The sequence below is a fragment of the Enterobacter sp. BIDMC 27 genome (assembly GCF_000534415.1).
GTDB classification, from domain to species: domain Bacteria; phylum Pseudomonadota; class Gammaproteobacteria; order Enterobacterales; family Enterobacteriaceae; genus Enterobacter; species Enterobacter hormaechei_C.
Window position 1 is genome coordinate 1,312,450 of record NZ_KI973178.1, and the last position, 23,776, is coordinate 1,336,225.

Genomic DNA, 23,776 nt, shown 5'->3' on the forward strand with positions numbered 1-23,776 from the left:
ATTTTAGGGTCAAAAAGTGCTGTATATCTGAAAAAGCGATGGTAGAATCCATTTTTAAGCAAACGGTGATTTTGAAAAAATGGGTAACAACGTCGTCGTACTGGGCACCCAATGGGGTGACGAAGGTAAAGGGAAGATTGTTGATCTTCTGACTGAACGGGCTAAATATGTTGTACGCTACCAGGGCGGTCACAACGCAGGCCATACTCTCGTAATCAACGGTGAAAAAACCGTCCTCCATCTTATTCCATCAGGCATTCTTCGCGAAAACGTCACCAGCATCATCGGTAACGGCGTTGTGCTGTCTCCCGCTGCGCTGATGAAAGAGATGAAAGGTCTGGAAGACCGTGGTATCCCTGTTCGTGAGCGTCTGCTGCTCTCCGAAGCCTGCCCGCTGATCCTGGATTATCATGTGGCGCTGGACGTGGCGCGTGAAAAAGCGCGTGGCGCGAAAGCGATCGGCACCACCGGTCGTGGTATCGGCCCGGCTTACGAAGATAAAGTGGCTCGTCGCGGTCTGCGCGTGGGTGACCTCTTCGACAAAGCGACCTTCGCTGAAAAACTGAAAGAAGTGATGGAATATCACAACTTCCAGCTGGTGAACTTCTACAAAGCCGAAGCCGTTGACTACCAGAAAGTGCTGGATGACGTCATGGCGATTGCTGATATTCTGACCGGTATGGTTGTTGATGTGTCCGATCTGCTGGACCAGGCGCGCAAGCGTGGCGATTTCGTCATGTTTGAAGGTGCGCAGGGTACGCTGCTGGACATCGACCACGGTACCTATCCGTACGTAACGTCCTCTAACACCACCGCGGGTGGCGTGGCAACCGGCTCCGGTCTGGGCCCGCGTTATGTCGATTACGTTCTGGGCATCATTAAAGCGTACTCCACTCGCGTGGGTGCGGGTCCATTCCCGACCGAACTGTTTGATGAGACCGGCGAGTTCCTCTGCAAGCAGGGTAACGAGTTTGGAGCGACCACCGGTCGTCGTCGTCGTACCGGCTGGCTGGACGCCGTTGCCGTACGTCGCGCAGTGCAGATCAACTCCCTGTCTGGCTTCTGCCTGACTAAGCTGGACGTACTGGACGGCCTGAAAGAAGTGAAAATCTGCGTAGGCTACCGTATGCCTGATGGCCGCGAAGTGACCACCACTCCGCTGGCTGCTGACGACTGGGAAGGCATTGAGCCAATCTACGAAACCATGCCGGGCTGGTCTGAGACTACCTTTGGTGTGAAAGAGCGTAGTGGCCTGCCTAAAGCCGCGCTGGACTACATCAAGCGCATTGAAGAACTGACCGAAGTGCCGATCGATATTATTTCTACCGGCCCGGATCGTACTGAAACGATGATCCTGCGCGACCCGTTCGACGCATAATCTTCGTGACTGCTGGCCTGCGGGGAAACCCGTAGGCCGGATAAGCGCAGCGCCATCCGGCGACCGCTCCTGGATCTCCGCTTTTTCGCCCCGTCTGTCAAATAAATTAGCCGCTAACTATCTGGCTGGTTTATCATCATTAATGAATATCTCTGCGGTTTGACCGCGTTTTCCCTTTTTCCTGAGGTTGATGTGCAGTTAACAAGTTTCACCGATTACGGCTTACGCGCGCTGATTTACATGGCGTCGTTACCCGATGGGAAGATGACCAGCATCTCTGAAGTCACAGAGGTGTACGGTGTGTCCCGTAATCATATGGTCAAAATAATCAATCAACTTAGTCGTGCCGGATACGTTGCTGCCGTCCGCGGGAAGAATGGAGGGATCCGTCTCGGTAAACCGGCGCAGAGTATCCGTATTGGCGATGTGGTACGTGAACTGGAGCCGCTCTCTCTGGTGAACTGTAGCAGCGCGTTCTGCCACATTACGCCCGCTTGCCGCCTGAAACAGGCGCTTTCAAAGGCCGTGCAAAGTTTTCTCAAGGAACTGGATAACTACACGCTGGCCGATTTGGTTGAAGAGAATCAACCGCTTTATAAATTATTGCTGGTGGAATGAAGAAAATTTCCACCGGAGCTGACAACGGAGGAACCGACATGTCACAAGATCCTTTCCAGGAACGCGAAGCCGAAAAATACGCGAATCCTATCCCCAGCCGCGAGTTCATCATTGAACACTTAACAAAACGCGAAAAACCCGCCAATCGTGAAGAACTTGCCGTTGAACTGAACATTGAAGGTGAAGAGCAAATTGAAGCCCTTCGCCGCCGCCTGCGCGCCATGGAACGTGACGGGCAACTTGTCTTTACTCGTCGCCAGTGCTACGCGCTGCCAGAACGCCTCGACCTGCTGAAAGGCACCGTTATTGGTCATCGCGATGGCTTCGGCTTCCTGCGCGTGGAAGGCCGTAAAGACGACCTGTACCTCTCATCCGAACAGATGAAGATGTGTATTCACGGCGACCAGATCCTGGCGCAGCCGCTGGGTGCAGACCGTAAAGGCCGCCGCGAAGCGCGCGTGGTCCGCGTGCTGGTGCCGAAAACCAGCCAGATTGTAGGCCGTTACTTTACCGATGCGGGCGTAGGCTTTGTGGTGCCGGACGACAGCCGTCTGAGCTTCGACATTCTCATCCCGCCTGAAGAGGTGATGGGCGCACGCATGGGCTTTGTGGTGGTGGTGGAACTCACCCAGCGCCCAACCCGTCGCACCAAAGCGGTGGGTAAAATCGTCGAAGTGCTGGGCGATAACATGGGCACCGGCATGGCCGTCGATATGGCGCTGCGTACCCATGAAATTCCGTATGTCTGGCCGAAAGCGGTTGAAGATCAGATTGAAAACCTGCGTGAAGAAGTGCCGGAAGAGTCCAAAGCAGGCCGCGTGGATCTGCGCGATCTGCCGCTGGTCACCATTGATGGTGAAGACGCCCGTGACTTCGATGATGCCGTATATTGCGAGAAAAAACGCGGTGGCGGCTGGCGTCTGTGGGTGGCTATCGCGGATGTGAGCTATTACGTGCGTCCGCACACGCCGCTGGATAACGAAGCGCGCAGCCGCGGTACGTCGGTCTACTTCCCGTCGCAGGTTGTACCGATGCTGCCAGAAGTGCTCTCCAACGGCCTGTGTTCCCTCAACCCGCAGGTGGACCGCCTGTGTATGGTCTGCGAAATGACCATCTCCAGCAAGGGACGTCTGACGGGCTATAAGTTCTACGAAGCGGTGATGAGTTCTCATGCGCGCCTGACCTATACCAAGGTCTGGCATATGTTGCAGGGCGATCAGGATCTTCGCGAACAGTACGCGCCGCTGGTCAAACACATCGAAGAGCTGCACAACCTCTACAAAACGCTGGATCAGGCGCGCGAAGAGCGCGGTGGGATCTCGTTTGAGAGTGAAGAGGCGAAGTTTATCTTTAACGCTGAGCGTCGTATCGAGCGTATCGAACAGACTCAGCGTAACGATGCGCACAAGCTGATTGAAGAGTGTATGATCCTGGCGAACATCTCGGCGGCACGTTTCGTTGAGAAAGCCAAAGAGCCTGCGCTGTTCCGTATTCACGACAAGCCAACCACGGAGGCCGTAACCTCGTTCCGCTCCGTGCTGGCTGAACTCGGTCTGGAGCTGCCTGGCGGTAATAAGCCTGAGCCACGCGATTACGCCGAGCTGCTGGAATCCATCAGCGATCGTCCTGACGCGGAAATGCTGCAAACCATGCTGCTGCGCTCCATGAAGCAGGCGATTTACGATCCTGAAAACCGGGGCCACTTTGGTCTGGCGTTACAGTCGTACGCGCACTTTACCTCGCCGATCCGCCGTTATCCGGATCTGTCCCTGCACCGTGCGATCAAGTATCTGCTGGCGCACGAGCAGGGTCATAAAGGCAACACGACCGAAACCGGAGGGTATCACTACTCCATGGAAGAGATGCTGCAACTGGGCCAGCATTGTTCCATGACCGAGCGTCGTGCGGATGAAGCGACGCGCGACGTGGCGGACTGGCTGAAGTGTGACTTTATGCTGGATCAGGTGGGTAACGTCTTTAAAGGCGTGATTGCCAGCGTCACCGGCTTTGGCTTCTTCGTGCGTCTGGATGAGCTGTTTATCGACGGTCTGGTGCACGTTTCCAGCCTCGATAACGATTACTACCGCTTCGACCAGGTCGGACAACGTCTGATCGGCGAATCCGGTGGTCAGACCTACCGTCTTGGCGATCGGGTGGAAGTGAAGGTTGAAGCCGTGAATATGGACGACCGTAAAATCGACTTCAGCCTCATCTCCAGCGAGCGTGCTCCGCGTAACGTCGGGAAAACCGAGCGTGAGAAAGCGAAAAAAGGCGGTAACGGTAAAGCGGGCGGTAAGCGACGTCAGGCAGGTAAAAGAGTAAACTTTGAGCCAGACAGCGCTTTCCGTGGTGAGAAGAAACAGAAGCCCAAGGCGGCGAAAAAAGACGCTCGTAAAGCGAAAAAACCGTCGACCAAGACCCAAAAAATAGCGGCCGCGACCAAAGCGAAGCGCGCGGCGAAGAAACAGCAGGCGGAGTAATTTCCCCTCACCCTGACCCTCTCCCCAACGGGAGAGGGAAAATATTTATTACGAGAACCATCAATGAGTGAAATGATTTACGGCATCCACGCGGTGCAGGCCCTGCTGGAGCGCGCGCCGGAGCGTTTTCAGGAAGTTTTTATTCTGAAAGGGCGTGAAGATAAACGTCTGATGCCGCTGATCCACGCGCTGGAAGCGCAGGGCGTAGTGATCCAGCTGGCGAACCGCCAGTATCTGGATGAAAAAAGCGAAGGTGCTGTACACCAGGGTATTATCGCGCGCGTGAAGCCAGGCCGTCAGTATCAGGAGAACGATCTGCCGGATCTGATCGCCGGGCTGGAGAACCCGTTCTTCCTGATCCTCGATGGCGTAACCGACCCACATAACCTGGGCGCGTGCCTGCGTAGCGCCGATGCAGCAGGCGTGCATGCGGTGATTGTGCCAAAAGATCGCTCCGCGCAGCTTAACGCTACCGCTAAAAAAGTCGCCTGCGGCGCGGCGGAAAACGTCCCGTTAATCCGCGTGACTAACCTGGCGCGCACCATGCGTCTGTTGCAGGAAGAAAATATCTGGATCGTAGGAACAGCCGGTGAAGCGGATCACACCCTGTACCAGAGCAAAATGACCGGCCGTATGGCGCTGGTGATGGGAGCGGAAGGCGAAGGTATGCGTCGTCTGACGCGCGAGCACTGCGATGAGCTGATCAGCATCCCAATGGCGGGCAGCGTATCGTCCCTGAACGTTTCCGTTGCGACGGGTATCTGCCTGTTTGAAGCGGTGCGTCAGCGCGGGTAGCCTGTTGTGCCGGGTGGCGGCTTCGCCTTACCCGGCCTACAAAAGCATGGTACCGTAGGCCCGGTAAGCGTAGCGCCACCGGGCAACAATCTCACTCCTCTAACGACCGTAAATGGTCATCCTTTCTCAGCGTCATCAGCGCGAAAATACTCACCACCGCCGTTGCCATCACGTAGTACGCCGGAATATCCAGATTGCCCGTCTCTTTAATCAGCCCGGTAATGATCAGCCCCGCACAGCCCGAGAAGATCGCATTCGACAGAGAATAGGCCAGCCCCAGCCCGGTATAACGCACGCGCGTCGGGAACATCTCAGACAGCATTGCCGGCCCCGGCCCTGCCAGCATCCCAACCAGACCCCCCGCAATCAGCACCACAATCGCTTTGACTGCCAGCGTACTGGATTCCGCCTGCAAAATTTTCAGCAGCGGCAGGGCGAGGATCAGCAGGAGCACGGTGGCGATAATCATCACCGTGCGCCGCCCGATCCTGTCGCTCAGCATGCCCGACGGAATGATCGTGAGCGCAAACCCAATGTTAGAAATCACCGCAATCAGTAACGCCTGGTTAAAACCGGTGTGCAGCGCAGATTGCAGATAGGTCGGCATAATCACCAGATAGGTATAACCCGCCGCAGACCAGACCATCACGCGGCCAATGCCCATCAGGATGGTTTTGAACGTGGCGGCGGTGCTGGCCTGAGTAACAACCGGTTTTTCCCGTTGCTGCACAAAGCTCGGCGTCTCTTCCATGCTCACCCGCAGCCATAGCGCGACCGCACCCATCGGCAGCGCCAGGAAGAACGGAATGCGCCAGCCCCAGTCGTGCAAGGCTTCAGGGGAGAGCAGGGCAGAGAGCAACGCGACAATGCCTGCGCCCGCTAACAGCCCGAGCGCCACGGTAAAGGACTGCCATGCCCCGTAAAGACCGCGCTTGCCGCGCGGGGCGAACTCCGTCATCAATGAGACCGCACCGCCATACTCACCGCCCGCGAACAGTCCTTGCAGAATACGCAGGAGCGTAACGATCAGCGGCGCGGCAATCCCGATACTGGCGTAGACCGGCACAATACCGATGGCAGCGGTGGCGAGCGTCATCAATACCAGCACTATAATCAGCGTCGGTTTGCGGCCAATCCTGTCGCCAATGCGGCCAAAGACCACCGCACCCAGCGGACGGAAGAAGAAAGCGATGGCGAACGAGGCCCAGGTGAGGATCAGGCTGGTGAGCTCCGCTTCCCCCTCAAGCTGGAAGAAGTTTCTGGCAATCACCGTTGCCAGAAAACCGTAGACCGCAAATTCATACCACTCGATGAAATTACCGATGGAGCCTGCAATTAATGCACGCTTGTGCGCATCCTGTTGCATAACGATCCTCACATAAACGGGGTAAGAATAAATTATTCAGCATTGGTGAAGTAATGAAATAGTTTATTCTTATGTTCTGTGAGCTATTTCACGAATGATATCAACACGATCGTCATCGTGTGACCCCCCTCCCATGCAGCGTGCATGCCCTCTGTCCATACTTACCTTTATTGCCAATGAAAGGAGGGAGACAGCATGCACTGGCAGACACATACCGTTTTTAATCAACCTGCACCGCTATCGAACAGCAACCTTTTTCTCTCTGATTGCGCCCTGCGCGATGCGGTAGCGCGCGAAGGGGCTGAGTGGGATGTGGATCTTCTTGCCAGCATCGGACAGCAGTTGGGTACGGCGGAGTCGCTGGAGCTGGGCAGGCTGGCGAACGTTAATCCGCCGGAACTGCTGCGTTATGACGCCACGGGAGCGAGGCTGGATGACGTCCGCTTTCATCCGGCATGGCATCTTCTGATGCAGGGGCTTTGCGCCAACCGGGTGCACAACCTGGCGTGGGAGGAGGAGGCGCGGAAAGGATCGTTCGTCGCCCGGGCCGCGCGTTTTGTGCTTCATGCACAGGTGGAGGCGGGAACGCTATGCCCGGTGACCATGACCTTCGCCGCCACGCCGCTGTTGCTACAGTCGCTGCCCAAACCGTTTCACGACTGGTTAACGCCGCTGATGAGCGATCGCTACGATCCCCATCTCGCACCGGGGGCGCAAAAGCGCGGCCTGCTGATCGGCATGGGGATGACGGAAAAGCAGGGCGGTTCGGACGTACTCAGTAATACCACCAAAGCAGAGAAATGCAGTGATGGCAGTTACCGGCTGGTGGGGCACAAATGGTTTTTCTCCGTGCCGCAGAGCGATGCGCATCTGGTGCTGGCGCAGGCGAAGGGCGGGCTTTCCTGCTTTTTTGTTCCGCGTTTTTTACCCGACGGGCAACGTAATGCCGTGCGCCTTGAGCGTCTGAAGGACAAGCTCGGTAACCGTTCAAATGCCAGCAGTGAGGCTGAGTTCCTTGATGCTTACGGCTGGCTGCTGGGCGAAGAGGGTGAAGGTGTCCGGCAAATTCTGAAGATGGGCGGGCTGACGCGCTTTGACTGTGCGCTTGGCAGCCACGGATTGATGCGCCGTGCGCTCTCGGTGGCGCTTTATCATGCCCATCAGCGGCAGACCTTCGGCAAAAATCTGATCGACCAGCCGTTAATGCGCGACGTGCTAAGCCGTATGGCGCTGGTGCTGGAGGGACACACGGCACTGCTGTTCCGACTCGCCCGGGCGTGGGACAACCGCACCGACCCGCAGGAGGTCGCATGGGCGCGGCTTTTCACTCCGGCGGCAAAATACAGCGTCTGCAAAGCGGGCATACCGTTTGTGGCAGAGGCAATGGAGGTGCTGGGCGGCGCAGGCTATTGCGAAGAGAGTGAGCTTCCACGGTTGTACCGTGAAATGCCCGTCAACAGCATCTGGGAAGGCTCTGGCAATATTATGTGCCTGGATGTACTGCGCGTGCTGGCGAAGCAGTCGGGTATTCTCGACCTGCTCGCCGATGATTTCGCGCAGGTCAAAGGCCAGGACAGGCATTTCGATCGCAGCTGGCGGCAGCTACAGCAGAAGCTGCGTAAACCGCAGGAAGCGCAGGGCAGGGAGATCGCGCGGCAGCTCTTTTTACTCGGGGCCGGAAGTCAGATGCTGCGGCACGCATCGCCGCCCGTGGCGCAGGCGTGGTGCCGCATGATGCTGGATACCCGAGGCGGCACGCTGATGAGCGAACAAGTGCAAACCGACCTGCTGCTGCGTGCCACGGGCCGGGTCGGTTAAGCTTTCAGCTGGAACAGGCTCACCAGCCGGGTGAGATGTGAACCCTTCTCGCGCAGCGTCTGTGCCGTCTGCTCGCTGCGTGAGATGCGATCGGCATTGATGTGCGATGCCTCACCGATGTGCGTCATCGCCAGATTCACCTGACCAATCCCCGCAGACTGCTCGCGGGAGGCGTGGTTGATCTCGGTGACAAGCTGGCTGATGTTATCGATATGAACAATGATGGCATCCATCGCCAGACGCGTCTGCTCAGACAGCGCATGGCCTTCGCTCACCTTGTTCAGCGTGTCGCCAATCAACTGTTCAATCTCTTTTACCGCATTGGCGCTGCGTGCGGCCAGGGCGCGCACCTCTTGCGCCACCACTGCGAAACCTTTCCCGTGCTCGCCCGCCCGCGCCGCTTCAACCGCCGCATTGAGCGCCAGGATATTGGTCTGGAAAGCGATGGACTCAATCACGCGGGTGATGTCTTCAATGCGTTTCGATGCATCACGAATATCATCCATGGTGGAGACTGCGTGGGTCACCGTCTCTCCACCCTGATGCACCGCGCGCGAGGTTTCACCCACCAGCTGCTGCGTTTGCTCCATGTTGGCGGCATTTTGCTGCACGGTGGCGGCTAATTGCTCCATGCTGGCGGAGGTCTCCTCAACGCTGCTGGCCTGCTTGTTGATCTGTTCAGAGATCTCGCCGGTATCTGAAGCCAGCGCGTTAGTCCCCAGATGGATTTCGCTTGCGGCCTCGCGGACCTGCAACACAATTTTTTGCAGGCCGCCCCCGATCCCGTTGATGGCATCAATCAGCTGGCCGACCTCATCCTGGCGGGTTACCGGCAGGCTGGCGCGCAGATCGCCTGCGGCATACTGCCGTGCAAGCGCGATCACTGCGCGCAGTGGGCGGGTTAGCATCCGGCGAATGAGGATAACGAACAGGCCCGCGAAGAGCGCGGATAGCACCACGCCCGCGATCAGGAAGCGATCGCGCAGCGTGGTGACGCTTGAAAGCAGTACGGCTTTATCCACTTCACCCACGATGGTCCAGTTCCAGCCCGGCAGCGGCGTGTAGGCAACTTTGAGCGTACGGCCATCTGCGCTCACGCGCTCCAGCGTGCCGGCTTTATCACTCAGAAGCTGCTGCTGTGTCGCCGTGTCCCAGTTGGGCAGTTTGCCCTCATCGCTGGCATGGAACAGATACTGTCCGCGCGTTTTGCCGCTGCTGCGATCCAGTACAAAGAAGTGGCCGCTCTCGCCCAGACGACGGTTAAGGATTTTCTCGCGCATGACGTTCCACGAATGGGTGATGTCCACGCCGACAAAGATAATCCCGATAACCTGGCCTTCCGCATTTTTAACAGGCTGGTACTGCGTGATATAGCGCTTGCCGAACAGCAGCGCGAGGCCACGATAGACCTCCCCTTTGGTGACAGCCGCAAATGCCGGGCTGGTGGTATCAAGAACGGTTCCGATGGCGCGGTCGCCATTCTCTTTGCGCAGCGACGTGGCCACGCGGATAAAATCGTTACCGCTGCGGACAAACAGCGTCGAGATGGCGCCCGTTCGGCTCAGGAAGTCATCAGAAAGCGTATTGTTTTCATGCAACTCCGTTTCGCCGCCTTTCAGCAGAGGAACGGTAAGCCCGTTTATGGTCCGGCTCTGGCTGCTGTCGCTGTTCAGCGGCTGTGGCAAAAAGGTGGTGAACAGACGGGTATAGCTTTCAACCTCTTCGCTCAGGCTGGTGTTGAACATCTCTACCATATCCACCATGCCGGTGGACTGGTTATGCAGGTCTTCAACCGCAAGATCTTCAAGCTGCTGGCTGGCGTTGTGGCTCAACAGAAAAGTGAACAGCAAAAAAAGCGTGGCGACACTTGCACCTGTTAGCAGCGATAGCTTCGTGCCCAGACCTGCCCGGCGGAAAAAGGTGATCATAAATTGCTCATTATTGAAAAGTGATGGCTGTTCAACGGCAGAGCGAAGAGAACGTTTATCTGTTTAATGTAACTGAATGTTACCTATTTGTTTTTATTAAGTTTCGGGAGGGATAAAAAATTTGCAAAAGTGAAAAGCCACTAAAATTAAGTGGCTTTTATCGGAAGGGATTATGCATAAAGAATGGCCTGCACGCGCCAGTGATTAACATGGTTATCTTCCTGCATCTGGACGATGCGATACCAGGATGCGCCCTGTTCATCGGCCTTCAGGGCGACGACACGTTCAACGTCTTGCGGACTTCCCGTGATATTATTGACGGAGATCTGACCAATCTCGTTCAGGCCCGTGACGCAATCCGCGCTGGCAAATTCGGCCGACTGCGCCGTGGTGCTCAGCAGGCCCGCTGAAAGCAATAGCGTCGTTAAAGCAAGGGTTCGTTTCATCGTCAGCTCCTTTTCACGTGTCTCCGGTATCCGCCGGGCAATCCTTCGCGAATAAACTCATTTCCATTGTTGCTGGCATGGAGTTTATTGTGGACAGGAAAATGTCTACGGACGCAAAGCAGTGTAAAAGTCGTTCAAATGATGATGCTTACTTACGGTACAAAATTCCCTGGGCGTACCACTGTCCCGTAATAATGGTTTCATCAATCATCGTGATGACGTAATAATCTGCTTTTGCGGCAACTGCCTGTGCTTCAATTGCGTCTTCTGCATCATCCGGGGAACCACGAACCATCGCGGATACGGTACCCAGGCGTTGTAATCCTTCCGTCTGATTACGACGAATTTCCTGAGGATGATCGGTAACCGGCGGCGCCGGTTCTGGCGTACCCTGCAATATGGAACATCCGCTGAGCAGTGAGACCAGCAATAAAGCCGTAAGCCTGCGCATAAACCTGTCTCTTTTCCTGATAGCCATAGTGTAGTTGTCTGCGAATTTAGTTTTGGGGGAATGTTCCCGAAGTGTTATCTGGGACGTAGATTTCGAATGAAAATATCGTGAAACCGTAATCCAGCTCTCAACATTATGAATCATTCATCAGCACAGGATCGACAATGATTGAAATTGAAACTCGCCAGCTGAGTGGGCATGAAATCATCCATGCTTTTTCGGCTGGTAAAGGTGAACAGCCGCTGCCGACGGTAGTTTTCTATCATGGCTTTCTCTCCTCGAAGCTGGTCTACAGCTATTTTGCCGTCGCGCTGGCGCAGGCCGGTTTCCGGGTGGTCATGCCTGATGCGCCGAATCATGGGGCACGCTTTACGGGCGATGAGCAGGCGCGGCTGGGGCTGTTCTGGCAAACGCTGCACGGCAATCTGACCGAGTTCGCCGGGCTGCGTGACGCGCTCTTGCAGGCCGGGCTGGTGGAGGGGAAACGGCTGGCGGTCGCAGGCGCATCAATGGGCGGAATGACGGCGCTGGGGATCATGGCCAGGCATCCGGAGGTGACGTCCGTGGCTTGCCTGATGGGATCGGGCTACTTTACGTCACTGGCAAAGACGCTGTTCCCGCCGCAGGCCCCTCAGGAGATTGAGGCCCTGTTGTCTGAATGGGACGTCAGCCATGCGCTTTCGCAGCTGGCCGATCGTCCGCTGCTTCTGTGGCATGGGGACGCCGATGACGTCGTACCGCCCGGTGAAACGTTCCGCCTGCAACAGGCGCTACAGCGTGAAGGGCTGGACAGCAATCTGACCTGCCTGTGGGGAGCAGGTGTCCGGCACCGTATTACCCCGGCCGCGCTGGAGTCAACCGTGGAATTCTTCCGTCAGCACCTTTAAACGCGCAGCACTGTGACACCCTGATCCTCCAGCTTGCTGAGGATCTCGGGGTTGGCGTTTTTGCCGGTGATCACCATGCTGATTTGCTCGGCGCGGCTGAAAAGCATGCCGGCGCGTTCACCGACCTTGCTGCTGTCGACCAGCACCACCAGTTTGCCCACTACGTTAAGCATGTTCTGTTCTGCCATTGCGGTGAGCATATCGGTTTTATACAGGCCATCCGCCGTCAGACCTTTGCCGCTGGTAAACATCCAGTGCCCGGCGTAGAGGCTGTTTTCACTGTCCTGCGGGCTAAGGGTGATGGACTGGCTCTTGTTATACTGGCCGCCCATGATCACCACGCTTTCATGTTCCTGGTCAATGAGATAGTTGGCCAGCGGCAAATAGTTGGTGATGATTTGCACCGGCTTGCCGCACATCTCACGGCCCAGCAGAAACGCCGTCGAACCGCAGTTGATCACCACGCTTTCTCCAGGATTTACCAGCTGTGATGCCGCTCTGGCAATCCGCACCTTTTCATCGTGATTCTGCGCCTGGTGGATGTTCATCGGCGTCCAGCGTGGACGCTGCTGGCTGATGGCCTCTGCACCGTTGCGGACTTTTTTCAGCTTGCCGCTCTCATCCAGCTTGTTAATGTCCCGCCGCGCGGTAGCGGGGGAGATCCCTAAACGTTCGATCACTTTCTCGACGGTGATAAACCCTGTTTGCGCCAGGAGTTCCAGTAAAATTTGATGCCGTTGCGCTTCCGTCATGAGCTATTCCGATAAGAATTGATTTGAAAAGATGATATTTGAAATAGCGTGAAATTACTAAGATAAATATGACATCGCCAGACGCAAGGTCTGGCGATTGGGCCTCAGAATCAGAGGAAGGATTTGAACGGCAGATCGGGTTCAATCGTAAAGCAATCATCGAAACCACGCGGGTAGTGGTACTCAAGATTGTCTTTATCCAGCGGCCAGGTGAACTTGCCGCCAACCTGCCAGATGAACGGCTTGAAGCCATACTTGAGGCGGTCTTTTTTCATCTCCCACAGGACGCGGATCTCTTGCGGATCGGCCTGGAAGTTTGACCAGATATCGTGGTGGAACGGGATCACCACTTTGGTGTTCAGCGCTTCGGCCATACGCAGCATGTCTGCGCTGGTCATTTTGTCGGTGATCCCGCGCGGGTTTTCACCGTAAGAGCCAAGCGCCACGTCAATCTGATGCTCGTTACCGTGCTTCGCGTAATAGTTGGAGTAGTGGGAGTCACCGCTGTGATACAGGGAACCGCCGGGCGTTTTGAACAGGTAGTTCACCGCGCGCTCATCCATCCCGTCTGGCAGTACGCCTGCGGCTTTCTGGTCGGCAGGCAGGGTGATCAGCGCGGTACGGTCAAAGGCATCCAGCGCGTGAATTTCAATGTCTTTGATTTTCACTACGTCGCCCGGCTTCATCACGATGCAGCGCTCTTTTGGCACGCCCCAGCCAATCCACAAATCCACGCAGGTCTGCGGCCCAATAAACGGTACGTCGTCCGCGCAGTTTTGCATTACCGCTGCCGCCACGTTCACGTCGATATGATCGTTGTGATCGTGGGTAGAGAGTACGGCGTCGATCTGACGAATGGCAAAAGGATCCAGCACGAAAGGCGTGGTGCGCAGGTTCGGCTGGAGCTTTTCAACGCCGGCCATACGCTGCATCTGGTGGCCTTTTTTCATCAGTGGATTGCCGTGGCTCTGTTTGCCGGTGCCGCACCAGAAATCAACACAAATGTTGGCGCCGCCTTCTGATTTCAGCCAGATCCCGGTGCAGCCCAGCCACCACATCGCAAATGTGCCAGGAGCAACCTGTTCCTGCTCGATCTCTTCGTTCAGCCAGCTACCCCACTCCGGAAAGGTACTCAGAATCCATGATTCACGGGTGATGGTTTTCACTTTACTCATCGTTTGACTCCTGGTTTTAATCAAAAGTAATCACTATATGACTTGTTGTGATTAATGCTGGCACTGTTTTAATCGATTTGCAATGGCTGATTTGCGGAAAATTCCCCTCGCCACCTCACAGAAAAAACTTCATGACGTTGTTAAGATAACCATTATAAATGATTAATATATTGAAATTTAAGAATTTATTTATTTGTTTGGATTGGTAGTGAAAATCATTACTAATACCATGGAAATAAATTGCGTGATCCGTCACAAATAATCAAATGCAATCTTGTGATGATTATTTGTGATTAATAGAGTGATGACACCAACCACACAGGGATTGCCCCTCGTGTTCTCATTTTCTGGAGAGAGTTATGGAGATCCTCTACAACGTCTTTACCGTGTTCTTTAATCAGGTAATGACCAACGCCCCGCTGTTGCTGGGTATCGTGACGTGCCTGGGGTACATCCTGCTGCGCAAAAGCGTCAGCGTGATTATCAAAGGCACCATCAAAACCATCATTGGTTTTATGCTGTTGCAGGCGGGGTCTGGCATTCTGACCAGCACGTTTAAGCCGGTTGTTGCCAAAATGTCAGAGGTGTACGGCATTAACGGCGCCATCTCTGACACTTACGCGTCCATGATGGCCACCATCGATCGTATGGGGGATGCGTACAGCTGGGTTGGGTATGCGGTACTGCTCGCGCTGGCGCTGAACATCATTTACGTGCTCCTGCGCCGCATCACCGGTATTCGCACCATCATGCTCACCGGGCACATCATGTTCCAGCAGGCGGGGCTGATTGCGGTTTCTCTCTATATCTTCGGCTACCCAATGTGGACCACCGTCATCTGCACGGCAATACTGGTCTCGCTTTACTGGGGCATCACCTCCAACATGATGTATAAGCCAACGCAGGACGTTACGGACGGCTGCGGCTTCTCCATCGGTCACCAGCAGCAGTTCGCCTCCTGGATTGCTTACAAAGTTGCGCCGTACCTGGGCAAAAAAGAGGAGAGTGTTGAAGACCTCAAATTGCCTGGCTGGCTGAATATCTTCCACGACAACATCGTCTCCACGGCAATTGTGATGACCATCTTCTTCGGTGCCATCCTGCTCTCCTTTGGCATTGACGTGGTGCAGGCGATGGCGGGTAAAACCCACTGGACGGTCTATATCCTGCAAACCGGTTTCTCCTTCGCGGTGGCCATTTTCATCATCACCCAGGGCGTGCGTATGTTCGTCGCCGAACTGTCGGAAGCGTTTAACGGCATCTCCCAGCGCCTGATCCCTGGCGCGGTGCTGGCGATTGACTGTGCGGCTATCTATAGCTTTGCGCCAAACGCCGTCGTCTGGGGCTTTATGTGGGGCACCATCGGCCAGCTGATTGCGGTCGGCATCCTGGTGGGCTGTGGCTCCTCAATCCTGATTATTCCTGGCTTTATCCCGATGTTCTTCTCCAACGCCACTATCGGCGTGTTTGCTAACCACTTCGGCGGATGGCGCGCAGCGCTCAAGATCTGCCTGGTGATGGGCATGGTTGAAATCTTCGGGTGCGTGTGGGCGGTCAAGCTCACCGGCATGAGCGCCTGGATGGGCATGGCGGACTGGTCAATTCTGGCGCCGCCGATGATGCAGGGCTTTGCGTCCGTCGGGCTGGTCTTTATGGCCGTCATCATCCTGATTGCCCTGGCTTATATGTTCTTCGCTGGCCGTTCGCTGCGGGCTGAAGAAGATGCAGAAAAACAAACAGCAGAAGTGTCTGCTCATTAAGGAGTTTCGATTATGACCGTACGTATCCTGGCTGTGTGTGGCAATGGGCAAGGTAGCTCCATGATCATGAAGATGAAAGTGGACCAGTTTTTAACCCAGTCAAACATTGACCACACGGTGAACAGCTGCGCAGTGGGTGAATACAAAAGTGAACTGAACGGCGCGGACATCATCATCGCCTCAACGCACATTGCCGGCGAGATTAGCGTGTCGGGCAACAAATACGTGGTAGGCGTACGCAACATGCTGTCGCCTGCGGATTTCGGGCCAAAGCTGCTGGAAGTGATCAAAGAACACTTCCCACAAGACGTGAAGTAAGGATGCCACATGAAACTACGTGATTCGCTGGCAGAGAATAACTCCATCCTTTTACAGGCCGAAGCCAGCACCTGGCAGGAAGCGGTGAAGCTGGGCGTGGACCTGCTGGTTAAGGCGGACGTTGTCGAGCCGCATTATTACCAGGCCATTCTGGATGGCGTGGCGCAGTTTGGACCCTATTTTGTGATTGCCCCGGGGCTGGCAATGCCGCATGGCCGTCCCGAAGAGGGCGTCAAGAAAACCGGTTTTGCGCTGGTGACGTTGAAAAAACCACTGGTGTTCAACCACGAAGATAACGACCCGGTCGACATTCTGATCACCATGGCGGCTGTCGATGCCAACACCCACCAGGAGGTGGGGATCATGCAGATCGTCAATCTGTTTGATGATGAAGCTAATTTTGACCGTTTACGCGCCTGTCGTACCGCGCAGGACGTGCTGGATTTAATTGATAACGCCACTGCGGCGGCCGTTTAAGAGGAATTGAAAATGTCATTACCAATGTTGCAGGTCGCGCTGGATAACCAGACTCTGTCTCACGCTTACGAAACCACCCGTCTGATTGCGGAAGAAGTGGACATCATCGAAGTCGGCACCATTCTGTGCGTGGGCGAAGGCGTTCGTGCGGTTCGTGACCTGAAGGCGCTCTATCCGCATAAAATCGTGCTGGCGGATGCCAAAATCGCCGACGCGGGCAAAATCCTCTCTCGCATGTGCTTTGAAGCCAATGCCGACTGGGTCACCGTGATCTGCTGTGCGGATATCAACACCGCGAAAGGCGCGCTGGACGTGGCGAAAGAGTTCAACGGCGACGTGCAGATTGAACTGACTGGTTTCTGGACCTGGGAGCAGGCGCAGGAGTGGCGCGAAGCGGGTATCCAGCAGGTGGTTTATCACCGTAGCCGTGATGCGCAGGCCGCAGGCGTGGCGTGGGGCGAAGCCGATATCAGCGCGATCAAACGTCTGGCCGATATGGGCTTCAAAGTGACCGTCACCGGTGGCCTGGCGCTGGAGGATCTGCCGCTGTTCCAGGGTATCCCGATTCACGTCTTTATTGCCGGTCGTAGCATTCGTGATGCTGCGTCTCCGGTGGAAGCGGCGCGTCAGTTCAAACGCTCAATCGCTCAGCTTTGGGGTTAAGGAGCGGGTATGTTGTCAAAACAGGTCCCGCTTGGCATCTATGAAAAGGCACTCCCTGCGGGGGAGTGCTGGCTGGTGCGGTTGCAGCTGGCGAAGCAGCTGGGTTTCGATTTTGTCGAAATGTCTGTGGATGAGACGGACGAGCGTCTTTCTCGCCTGGACTGGCGCCGCGACCAGCGTCTGGCGCTGGTGAGCGCCATTGCCGAAACCGGCGTGCGCGTGCCATCCATGTGCCTGAGCGCTCATCGTCGTTTTCCGCTTGGCAGCGAAGATGATGCTGTACGCGCCGAAGGGCTGGAGATCATGCGTAAAGCCATTCGCTTTGCACAGGATGTCGGCATCCGCGTGATCCAACTGGCGGGTTACGATGTTTACTATCAGGAAGCCAACGATGAAACGCGCCGTCGTTTCCGGGAGGGCCTGAAAGAGAGCGTTGAGATGGCAAGCCGTGCGCAGGTGACGCTGGCGATGGAGATCATGGATTATCCGTTGATGAACTCCATCAGCAAGGCGCTGGGCTATGCGCACTATCTGAACAACCCATGGTTCCAGCTTTATCCGGATATCGGAAACCTGTCGGCATGGGATAACGACGTACAGATGGAGCTTCAGGCGGGCATCGGGCATATCGTGGCGGTGCACGTTAAAGATACCCGTCCTGGCGTGTTTAAAAACGTACCGTTCGGCACCGGGGTGGTGGATTTCGAACGGTGCTTCCAGACGCTCAAACAGACAGGTTATTGCGGGCCTTACCTGATTGAGATGTGGAGCGAAACCGCGGACGACCCGGCGGCAGAAGTGGCGAAAGCCCGGGACTGGGTGCGCGAGCGCATGGCGCGGGCAGGGCTGATGGAGGCGGAACATGCTTAAGCTGAAACAGCAGGTCTTTGAAGCCAATATGGATCTCCCGCGCTATGGACTGGTGACGTTTACCTGGGGCAACGTAAGCGCCATCGATCGCGAGCAGGGGCTGGTGGTGATTAAGCCGAGCGGCGTGGCCTATGACGCCATGAAAGCGGACGATATGGTGGTGGTTGACCTGGAAGGACACGTCGTTGAAGGCAAATGGCGCCCTTCTTCAGATACGGCAACCCACCTGGCGCTGTATCAGCGTTACCCGTCTCTGGGGGGGGTTGTGCATACCCATTCCACGCACGCCACCGCCTGGGCACAGGCCGGGCTGGCGATCCATGCTTTGGGTACGACGCACGCAGATTACTTCTTCGGCGATATTCCCTGCACGCGAGCGTTAACGCAGGCTGAGGTCGAAGGCGAGTACGAACTTAACACCGGCAGGGTCATTATCGAAACGCTGGGTGAGACGGAACCACTGCATACGCCGGGTATTGTGGTGTACCAGCATGGTCCGTTCTCCTGGGGTAAAGATGCGCATGACGCCGTGCATAACGCGGTGGTGATGGAAGAGGTGGCCAGAATGGCGTGGATTGCGCGCGGCATTAACCCACAGCTTCAGGGCATTGATGATTACCTGATGAACAAGCATTTCATGCGTAAGCACGGCCCGAATGCTTATTACGGGCAGAAGTGAATAAGTGCTCTGGAATACCGAAACAGTTGTAACCGGTGGTATTCCGGAGCCATTCATAAAAAAAGCCCCCGGGCAGGGGGCAAATTATATATGGCTTTGATTTTCGTTGGCTTTCCTGGTGCTAGCGATAAAGCGTTACTGATAAATATCTGCACTGGCGTGCATATTACCGTTGCTGCCGGGCTCACGTGTCAGCATGACGTGATAGTATTTTGCGCCCTGCGCATCGGTTTCTTCATTAAGCGCCTGATCTGCTTCACTTTCAGTGGCGAAGTTATGATTGATGTAAATAACGCCTAAGCTCTGCACATCATCCATGTTTCTGGCCTGTTGGCTGTCTATTCTGATGGCTGCCATCGCGTTTGCACTGAGCAAAAGTGCAGCCAAAATGGCGATTGCGATTCTTTTCATGATATGCGCTCCACGACTGCGTGCTGTGATACGGGGTAATGTTCTCCTTCTCTGTTCAGTGTCTCTGATTAAAGTGTAATCGCTACCCGGGTTGCGATGGGTGACCATTTCTGATGGTGTTGTTCAAAAAAACAGCGCTTCTGATGAGTGCGATTTTAAATCACCCACTTAGAACAGCTTTACCCTTTGTGCGAATTATTTGTGCAATCAGCTTGAGTTTCCTGGGGGGCGCAAGTATTATGACGCGTCAATTTTTCAGCCGACCTTTAACACGTTCCTTGCCTCCCCGGGCCTCGGCTGACCCAGACAGGAGGCTGAATAATCCGTAAGGAGCAATTCGATGCGTCATTACGAAATCGTTTTTATGGTCCACCCTGACCAGAGCGAACAGGTTCCGGGCATGATCGAGCGTTACTCTGCTGCCATCACTGGTGCAGAAGGCACGATCCACCGTCTGGAAGACTGGGGCCGCCGTCAGCTGGCTTACCCGATCAACAAACTGCACAAAGCACACTACGTTCTGATGAACGTTGAAGCTCCGCAGGAAGTGATCGATGAGCTGGAAACTACCTTCCGCTTCAACGATGCCGTTATCCGCAGCATGGTTATGCGTACCAAACACGCAGTGACCGAAGCATCTCCGATGGTTAAAGCGAAAGACGAGCGCCGTGAGCGTCGCGATGATTTCGCAAACGAAACCGCAGATGATTCTGATGCTGGGGATTCTGAAGAGTAATTTCTGATGACCAACCGTCTGGTGTTGTCCGGCACCGTGTGCAGGACCCCCCTTCGAAAGGTCAGCCCATCAGGAATTCCGCATTGCCAGTTCGTGCTTGAGCATCGTTCTGTGCAAGAGGAAGCCGGGTTTCACCGGCAGGCGTGGTGCCAAATGCCCGTAATTATTAGCGGACACGAAAACCAGGCCATTACTCACAGTTTAACGGTCGGTAGTGCAGTAATCGTTCAGGGGTTCATTTCTTGCCACAAGGCAAAGAACGGCCTGAGCAAAATGGTTCTGCATGCCGAGCAGATTGATTTGATAGATTCTGGAGACTAGCCATATGGCACGTTATTTCCGTCGTCGCAAGTTCTGCCGTTTCACCGCGGAAGGCGTTCAAGAGATCGACTATAAAGATATCGCAACGCTGAAAAACTACATCACCGAAAGCGGTAAGATTGTCCCAAGCCGTATCACCGGTACTCGTGCAAAATATCAGCGTCAGCTGGCTCGCGCTATCAAACGCGCTCGCTACCTGTCTCTGCTGCCGTACACTGATCGTCATCAGTAATCGGGCACGGTCCATTAATACGACTTTAAGAGGATAAGGTAATGCAAGTTATTCTGCTTGATAAAGTAGCAAACCTGGGCAGCCTGGGTGATCAGGTAAACGTTAAAGCGGGTTACGCTCGTAACTTCCTGGTTCCACAGGGTAAAGCTGTTCCAGCTACTAAGAAAAACGTAGAGTTTTTCGAAGCACGTCGTGCTGAACTGGAAGCCAAACTGGCTGACGTTCTGGCGGCTGCTAACGCTCGCGCTGAAGCAATCAACGCACTGGGCACCGTTACTATCGCGTCTAAAGCTGGCGACGAAGGTAAACTGTTCGGTTCCATCGGTACCCGCGATATCGCTGATGCAGTAACTGCGGCAGGCGTTAAAGTGGCTAAGAGCGAAGTTCGTATGCCGAACGGCGTTCTGCGTACCACTGGTGAGCACGAAGTTGACTTCCAGGTTCACAGCGAAGTGTTCGCTAAACTGGTTGTTAACGTAGTAGCTGAGTAATTTTTTACTCTGCTCGCGTCGAAGCGCCGGCCTTGTGCCGGCGTTTTGCTTTTTAGCGTGACCCTGCGTCATCTTTTGCTCTTGTAAGGTCGCTATTCCTGACGCATTCTCTGATAATAAATTGAAACGCAATTTTATTTATGAGATTTGTCATGGATACTGCTCTGCCCACGCCCGTCTTTGCCCGTCGCAATGTGGCCTATGCCTGCGCCACGCTCTGCTGTCTGCTTTGGGGAAGCTCGTACCCGGCCATTAAAAGTGGCTACGAACTCTTTCAGATCGCGACCGATGATATCCCCTCCAAAGTCGTCTTTGCCGGATACCGTTTTCTGTTTGCCGGCGCGTTGCTGCTGCTTTTTGCCCTGGCCCAGCGAAAACCGATTGGCAGGCTCACGCCCACGCAGTTTGGCCAGCTCACGATCCTCGGACTGACCCAGACCTCCCTCCAGTACACCTTCTTTTATATCGGCCTGGCCTACACGACCGGGGTGAACGGCTCCATCATGAATGCCACCGGGACCTTCTTCAGCGTGCTGCTGGCGCACTTTATCTACCACAACGACAAACTCAGCTATAACAAAACGCTGGGGTGTGTTCTGGGCTTTGCCGGGGTGATGCTGGTGAACTTCCACAGCGGGTTAAGTGAGTTCCAGTTTGTCTGGAAAGGTGACGGATTTGTGGTGCTGGCCGCCTTTATTCTCTCTGCGGCCACGCTTTACGGGAAACGCATTTCCCAGACCGTTGACCCGACGGTGATGACTGGCTGGCAGCTGGGGATAGGCGGGGCGGCACTGGTTGCGGGAGGCTATGCCACGGGCGGGACGCTGGAGGTGCACAGCATGAAAGCCGTCGCCGTGCTGGGGTATCTGACGCTGCTCTCATCCGTGGCGTTCGCCCTGTGGAGCGCGCTGCTGAAAGTAAACCGCGTGAGTATGATTGCCCCGTTCAACTTTGTCATACCTGTAGCAGGGACGGTGCTCTCCGCCATCTTCCTCGGCGAAAACATTCTGGACATCAAATACGCGATTGCGCTGGTGCTGGTCTGCTCGGGGATCTGGTGGGTGAATAAACGGCGTGCCTGAGAACAAAAGTGCCGGGTGGCGGCATCGCCTTACCCGGCCTGGGCCATTAACGTGCTCTGATGAAACTGCCGTCCGGCTGACGGGTAAACAGTACCTGCTGCCCGTTTCCGGTATCGATCGTTAACCCGGTCACCACCCCGCTGGCATTCTGGCGGATCTGCACCATCTGACCATTTTGCAGGTTGCTGAGCGGTTTGCCTGCCCCCTCGACTTGCGCCATGGCATACACATCCGTTGCTGGCAGATTGTGGTCGCGGAACAGCTGGGCAAGAGTTTTCCCAGGCTCTACGCGATACGAACGCCACTGCTGCTCAATGCCGGTGGGCTGTTGCGCCTGTGGCTCTGAAGGGGCGGCGGCCTGCTCCTGATCTTCCTGAACCGGTTCAGGTTCAACCGGCGCAACCTGGCCCGGATCGTTAGACGGTGTGACCAGCTGCGTCTGCATCGGCTGTGAATCAGGCTGCGGCTGGCTTTGCGACTGGATATCCAGCTCAGCATTCCGGCTGACCGGCGCGGTATCAACGTTGTCACTGCCGGAAGGAAGCAGGAAGCCGATGACGATCAGCAACGCGCCGATAATAATGCCTCTGCGGTGCAAAGGCGGCAGCGGGTCCATGATGCGAAAGTTATCCGGCGCATGCCAGATTTTCGCCAGGGTAGGTTTCAGTTCAAATCGCCCGGGCATGGCTCTCCTCCTGCTCCGCGTCTTTTTATCCTGTCCTGAGAAGTGTAGTTTGCTAACTGCCTGATGGGCGTAACAAAGCCAGCTTTCGTGACATATATTAGGGAAAATCCTGACGGCTACTATTGTTTCCGTTTCGTCGCAGTTTGTCACCTTTACTTAAGACAAAGTTTTACCCATAAGGGCATGGCTGATATGCTGCCCGCTACTTTAAATGTGATGGAAGGAAAACCCATGACCACCCCGACTTTTGACACTATCGAAGCGCAGGCAAGCTACGGCATCGGCTTGCAGGTAGGACAGCAGCTGAGCGAATCCGGCCTGGAAGGTCTGTTACCGGAAGCGCTGGTGGCGGGTATCGCTGACGCGCTGGAAGGCAAGCAGCCCGCTGTGCCGGTTGACGTTGTGCACCGTGCGCTGCGTGAAATCCACGAACGTGCTGACGCCGTACGTCGCGCGCGTTTCGAAGAGATGGCGGCAGAAGGCGTGAAATATCTGGAAGAGAACCGTGAGCGTGAAGGCGTGAACAGCACCGAGTCCGGCTTGCAGTTCCGCGTAATTAATCAGGGTGATGGCGCAATCCCGGCGCGTACCGACCACGTTCGCGTACACTACACCGGTAAGCTGATCGACGGTACCGTCTTCGACAGCTCCGTCGCGCGTGGCGAACCGGCTGAATTCCCGGTTAACGGCGTTATCGCAGGCTGGATCGAAGCCCTGACCCTGATGCCAGTAGGTTCCAAATGGGAACTCACTATCCCGCACAACCTGGCTTACGGCGAGCGTGGCGCTGGCGCGTCCATTCCGCCATTCAGCACCCTGGTGTTTGAAGTCGAGCTGCTGGAAATCCTGTAATCGGTTTTTCTTATTTTCCTCTCTCCGATCGGGGAGAGGAAAATAGCGATAAAACCCGGAGTTACGACGAAATCAACATTTTGTATTGCAAACGAAACTGTTACG

26 protein-coding genes are annotated in these 23,776 nt (G+C 55.4%); 18 read left to right on the forward strand and 8 right to left on the reverse strand.

The window, feature by feature from the left end; translation table 11 throughout:
- The first annotated feature begins 79 nt into the window (after positions 1-79).
- The 4 genes from L463_RS16285 (at position 80) to rlmB (ending at position 5,271) form a co-directional block, all read left to right on the forward strand.
- Entirely contained in the window at positions 80-1,378 is a 1,299-nt protein-coding gene (locus L463_RS16285) for an adenylosuccinate synthase (protein WP_003855997.1), read from the forward strand.
- 192 nt (positions 1,379-1,570) lie between these two features.
- Complete coding sequence (gene nsrR / locus L463_RS16280; protein WP_003855998.1) at positions 1,571-1,996, forward strand: nitric oxide-sensing transcriptional repressor NsrR; 426 nt, start codon at positions 1,571-1,573, stop codon at positions 1,994-1,996.
- Between the two features lie 38 nt (positions 1,997-2,034).
- Positions 2,035-4,476, forward strand: coding sequence for a ribonuclease R (gene rnr / locus L463_RS16275; RefSeq protein WP_032104769.1), 2,442 nt, complete (start codon positions 2,035-2,037; stop codon positions 4,474-4,476).
- 63 nt (positions 4,477-4,539) lie between these two features.
- On the forward strand, positions 4,540-5,271 hold the full coding sequence (rlmB, locus tag L463_RS16270; protein WP_015572470.1) for a 23S rRNA (guanosine(2251)-2'-O)-methyltransferase RlmB: 732 nt from the start codon (positions 4,540-4,542) through the stop codon (positions 5,269-5,271).
- 91 nt (positions 5,272-5,362) lie between these two features.
- Here rlmB and L463_RS16265 read toward each other — a convergent pair whose 3' ends face one another.
- Positions 5,363-6,637, reverse strand: a complete 1,275-nt coding sequence (locus L463_RS16265; RefSeq protein WP_015572471.1) for an MFS transporter — start codon at positions 6,635-6,637, stop codon at positions 5,363-5,365.
- Between the two features lie 195 nt (positions 6,638-6,832).
- Here L463_RS16265 and L463_RS16260 point away from each other — a divergent pair, with 195 nt between their 5' ends.
- Positions 6,833-8,455 carry an isovaleryl-CoA dehydrogenase gene (locus L463_RS16260; RefSeq protein WP_023302958.1) on the forward strand — a complete coding sequence of 541 codons (1,623 nt, stop codon included), beginning with the start codon at positions 6,833-6,835 and terminating at the stop codon, positions 8,453-8,455.
- Here L463_RS16260 and L463_RS16255 read toward each other — a convergent pair.
- The 3 genes from L463_RS16255 to bsmA all read right to left on the reverse strand — a co-directional run bounded on the left by L463_RS16255 (position 8,452) and on the right by bsmA (position 11,307).
- Entirely contained in the window at positions 8,452-10,383 is a 1,932-nt protein-coding gene (locus L463_RS16255; RefSeq protein WP_023302959.1) for a methyl-accepting chemotaxis protein, read from the reverse strand. The genes L463_RS16260 and L463_RS16255 overlap by 4 nt on opposite strands.
- A gap of 170 nt (positions 10,384-10,553) precedes the next feature.
- On the reverse strand, positions 10,554-10,829 hold the full coding sequence (gene yjfN / locus L463_RS16250; RefSeq protein WP_017694671.1) for a DUF1471 family protease activator YjfN: 276 nt from the start codon (positions 10,827-10,829) through the stop codon (positions 10,554-10,556).
- A gap of 148 nt (positions 10,830-10,977) precedes the next feature.
- Positions 10,978-11,307, reverse strand: coding sequence for a biofilm peroxide resistance protein BsmA (bsmA, locus tag L463_RS16245; RefSeq protein ID WP_017383949.1), 330 nt, complete (start codon positions 11,305-11,307; stop codon positions 10,978-10,980).
- A 137-nt stretch (positions 11,308-11,444) separates the two neighbouring features.
- Between bsmA and yjfP the strand changes: the two genes are divergently transcribed.
- Positions 11,445-12,167 (forward strand): esterase, encoded by a 723-nt coding sequence (gene yjfP, locus L463_RS16240; protein WP_023302960.1) that lies wholly within the window; start codon positions 11,445-11,447, stop codon positions 12,165-12,167.
- Here yjfP and ulaR read toward each other — a convergent pair.
- Positions 12,164-12,919 (reverse strand): HTH-type transcriptional regulator UlaR, encoded by a 756-nt coding sequence (gene ulaR / locus L463_RS16235; RefSeq protein ID WP_003856014.1) that lies wholly within the window; start codon positions 12,917-12,919, stop codon positions 12,164-12,166. The genes yjfP and ulaR overlap by 4 nt on opposite strands.
- A gap of 110 nt (positions 12,920-13,029) precedes the next feature.
- Positions 13,030-14,094: an L-ascorbate 6-phosphate lactonase gene (gene ulaG / locus L463_RS16230; protein ID WP_006810379.1), complete on the reverse strand. Its 1,065-nt coding sequence runs from the start codon at positions 14,092-14,094 to the stop codon at positions 13,030-13,032.
- A 359-nt stretch (positions 14,095-14,453) separates the two neighbouring features.
- On the opposite strand from ulaG, the gene ulaA reads away from it, so the two are divergent.
- The 6 genes from ulaA to L463_RS16200 are packed head-to-tail and all read left to right on the forward strand — an operon-like array spanning position 14,454 to position 18,861.
- The gene (gene ulaA, locus L463_RS16225) at positions 14,454-15,854 is read left to right on the forward strand and encodes a PTS ascorbate transporter subunit IIC (RefSeq protein ID WP_015572475.1); all 1,401 of its coding nucleotides are present in this window, start codon (positions 14,454-14,456) and stop codon (positions 15,852-15,854) included.
- Between the two features lie 12 nt (positions 15,855-15,866).
- Entirely contained in the window at positions 15,867-16,172 is a 306-nt protein-coding gene (gene ulaB / locus L463_RS16220; RefSeq protein ID WP_003856022.1) for a PTS ascorbate transporter subunit IIB, read from the forward strand.
- A 9-nt stretch (positions 16,173-16,181) separates the two neighbouring features.
- Positions 16,182-16,649, forward strand: a complete 468-nt coding sequence (ulaC, locus tag L463_RS16215) for a PTS ascorbate transporter subunit IIA (protein WP_017694668.1) — start codon at positions 16,182-16,184, stop codon at positions 16,647-16,649.
- Positions 16,650-16,661: 12 nt separating this feature from the next.
- Positions 16,662-17,312, forward strand: a complete 651-nt coding sequence (gene ulaD, locus L463_RS16210; protein ID WP_017694667.1) for a 3-keto-L-gulonate-6-phosphate decarboxylase UlaD — start codon at positions 16,662-16,664, stop codon at positions 17,310-17,312.
- A gap of 9 nt (positions 17,313-17,321) precedes the next feature.
- The gene (locus L463_RS16205; protein WP_023295807.1) at positions 17,322-18,182 is read left to right on the forward strand and encodes an L-ribulose-5-phosphate 3-epimerase; all 861 of its coding nucleotides are present in this window, start codon (positions 17,322-17,324) and stop codon (positions 18,180-18,182) included.
- The gene (locus L463_RS16200) at positions 18,175-18,861 is read left to right on the forward strand and encodes an L-ribulose-5-phosphate 4-epimerase (RefSeq protein WP_032103133.1); all 687 of its coding nucleotides are present in this window, start codon (positions 18,175-18,177) and stop codon (positions 18,859-18,861) included. Before L463_RS16205 ends, L463_RS16200 begins: the two co-directional genes overlap by 8 nt.
- A gap of 135 nt (positions 18,862-18,996) precedes the next feature.
- On the opposite strand, the gene yjfY is transcribed toward L463_RS16200, so the two are convergent.
- Positions 18,997-19,272 (reverse strand): DUF1471 family protein YjfY, encoded by a 276-nt coding sequence (gene yjfY / locus L463_RS16195; protein WP_017383944.1) that lies wholly within the window; start codon positions 19,270-19,272, stop codon positions 18,997-18,999.
- Between the two features lie 340 nt (positions 19,273-19,612).
- Here yjfY and rpsF point away from each other — a divergent pair, with 340 nt between their 5' ends.
- The 5 genes from rpsF (at position 19,613) to L463_RS16175 (ending at position 22,134) form a co-directional block, all read left to right on the forward strand.
- Positions 19,613-20,008 (forward strand): 30S ribosomal protein S6, encoded by a 396-nt coding sequence (rpsF, locus tag L463_RS16190; protein ID WP_003856034.1) that lies wholly within the window; start codon positions 19,613-19,615, stop codon positions 20,006-20,008.
- A 6-nt stretch (positions 20,009-20,014) separates the two neighbouring features.
- A complete protein-coding gene (gene priB / locus L463_RS16185; RefSeq protein WP_003856035.1) occupies positions 20,015-20,329 on the forward strand; it encodes a primosomal replication protein N in 315 nt (104 codons plus the stop codon).
- Positions 20,330-20,333: 4 nt separating this feature from the next.
- Complete coding sequence (gene rpsR, locus L463_RS16180) at positions 20,334-20,561, forward strand: 30S ribosomal protein S18 (RefSeq protein WP_000135199.1); 228 nt, start codon at positions 20,334-20,336, stop codon at positions 20,559-20,561.
- A 41-nt stretch (positions 20,562-20,602) separates the two neighbouring features.
- The gene (gene rplI, locus L463_RS0122630; protein WP_006810372.1) at positions 20,603-21,052 is read left to right on the forward strand and encodes a 50S ribosomal protein L9; all 450 of its coding nucleotides are present in this window, start codon (positions 20,603-20,605) and stop codon (positions 21,050-21,052) included.
- 152 nt (positions 21,053-21,204) lie between these two features.
- A complete protein-coding gene (locus L463_RS16175) occupies positions 21,205-22,134 on the forward strand; it encodes a DMT family transporter (RefSeq protein ID WP_017383942.1) in 930 nt (309 codons plus the stop codon).
- A 46-nt stretch (positions 22,135-22,180) separates the two neighbouring features.
- Here the strand turns inward: L463_RS16175 and L463_RS16170 are convergent, their stop codons facing one another.
- Positions 22,181-22,819: an OapA family protein gene (locus tag L463_RS16170; protein WP_015572481.1), complete on the reverse strand. Its 639-nt coding sequence runs from the start codon at positions 22,817-22,819 to the stop codon at positions 22,181-22,183.
- Between the two features lie 231 nt (positions 22,820-23,050).
- Between L463_RS16170 and fklB the strand changes: the two genes are divergently transcribed.
- Entirely contained in the window at positions 23,051-23,671 is a 621-nt protein-coding gene (gene fklB / locus L463_RS16165) for an FKBP-type peptidyl-prolyl cis-trans isomerase (RefSeq protein ID WP_008502892.1), read from the forward strand.
- Positions 23,672-23,776 lie beyond the last annotated feature (105 nt).

Bases quoted from the DNA above. Each gene is read 5' to 3' on its own strand.
- L463_RS16285 (WP_003855997.1), top strand. From the start codon at position 80: ATGGGTAACAACGTCGTCGTACTGGGCACCCAATGGGGTGACGAAGGT.
- rnr (WP_032104769.1), top strand. From the start codon at position 2,035: ATGTCACAAGATCCTTTCCAGGAACGCGAAGCCGAAAAATACGCGAAT.
- rlmB (WP_015572470.1), top strand. From the start codon at position 4,540: ATGAGTGAAATGATTTACGGCATCCACGCGGTGCAGGCCCTGCTGGAG.
- L463_RS16265 (WP_015572471.1), bottom strand. From the start codon at position 6,637: ATGCAACAGGATGCGCACAAGCGTGCATTAATTGCAGGCTCCATCGGT.
- L463_RS16260 (WP_023302958.1), top strand. From the start codon at position 6,833: ATGCACTGGCAGACACATACCGTTTTTAATCAACCTGCACCGCTATCG.
- L463_RS16255 (WP_023302959.1), bottom strand. From the start codon at position 10,383: ATGATCACCTTTTTCCGCCGGGCAGGTCTGGGCACGAAGCTATCGCTG.
- yjfN (WP_017694671.1), bottom strand. From the start codon at position 10,829: ATGAAACGAACCCTTGCTTTAACGACGCTATTGCTTTCAGCGGGCCTG.
- bsmA (WP_017383949.1), bottom strand. From the start codon at position 11,307: ATGGCTATCAGGAAAAGAGACAGGTTTATGCGCAGGCTTACGGCTTTA.
- yjfP (WP_023302960.1), top strand. From the start codon at position 11,445: ATGATTGAAATTGAAACTCGCCAGCTGAGTGGGCATGAAATCATCCAT.
- ulaR (WP_003856014.1), bottom strand. From the start codon at position 12,919: ATGACGGAAGCGCAACGGCATCAAATTTTACTGGAACTCCTGGCGCAA.
- ulaG (WP_006810379.1), bottom strand. From the start codon at position 14,094: ATGAGTAAAGTGAAAACCATCACCCGTGAATCATGGATTCTGAGTACC.
- ulaA (WP_015572475.1), top strand. From the start codon at position 14,454: ATGGAGATCCTCTACAACGTCTTTACCGTGTTCTTTAATCAGGTAATG.
- ulaB (WP_003856022.1), top strand. From the start codon at position 15,867: ATGACCGTACGTATCCTGGCTGTGTGTGGCAATGGGCAAGGTAGCTCC.
- ulaC (WP_017694668.1), top strand. From the start codon at position 16,182: ATGAAACTACGTGATTCGCTGGCAGAGAATAACTCCATCCTTTTACAG.
- ulaD (WP_017694667.1), top strand. From the start codon at position 16,662: ATGTCATTACCAATGTTGCAGGTCGCGCTGGATAACCAGACTCTGTCT.
- L463_RS16205 (WP_023295807.1), top strand. From the start codon at position 17,322: ATGTTGTCAAAACAGGTCCCGCTTGGCATCTATGAAAAGGCACTCCCT.
- L463_RS16200 (WP_032103133.1), top strand. From the start codon at position 18,175: ATGCTTAAGCTGAAACAGCAGGTCTTTGAAGCCAATATGGATCTCCCG.
- yjfY (WP_017383944.1), bottom strand. From the start codon at position 19,272: ATGAAAAGAATCGCAATCGCCATTTTGGCTGCACTTTTGCTCAGTGCA.
- rpsF (WP_003856034.1), top strand. From the start codon at position 19,613: ATGCGTCATTACGAAATCGTTTTTATGGTCCACCCTGACCAGAGCGAA.
- priB (WP_003856035.1), top strand. From the start codon at position 20,015: ATGACCAACCGTCTGGTGTTGTCCGGCACCGTGTGCAGGACCCCCCTT.
- rpsR (WP_000135199.1), top strand. From the start codon at position 20,334: ATGGCACGTTATTTCCGTCGTCGCAAGTTCTGCCGTTTCACCGCGGAA.
- rplI (WP_006810372.1), top strand. From the start codon at position 20,603: ATGCAAGTTATTCTGCTTGATAAAGTAGCAAACCTGGGCAGCCTGGGT.
- L463_RS16175 (WP_017383942.1), top strand. From the start codon at position 21,205: ATGGATACTGCTCTGCCCACGCCCGTCTTTGCCCGTCGCAATGTGGCC.
- L463_RS16170 (WP_015572481.1), bottom strand. From the start codon at position 22,819: ATGCCCGGGCGATTTGAACTGAAACCTACCCTGGCGAAAATCTGGCAT.
- fklB (WP_008502892.1), top strand. From the start codon at position 23,051: ATGACCACCCCGACTTTTGACACTATCGAAGCGCAGGCAAGCTACGGC.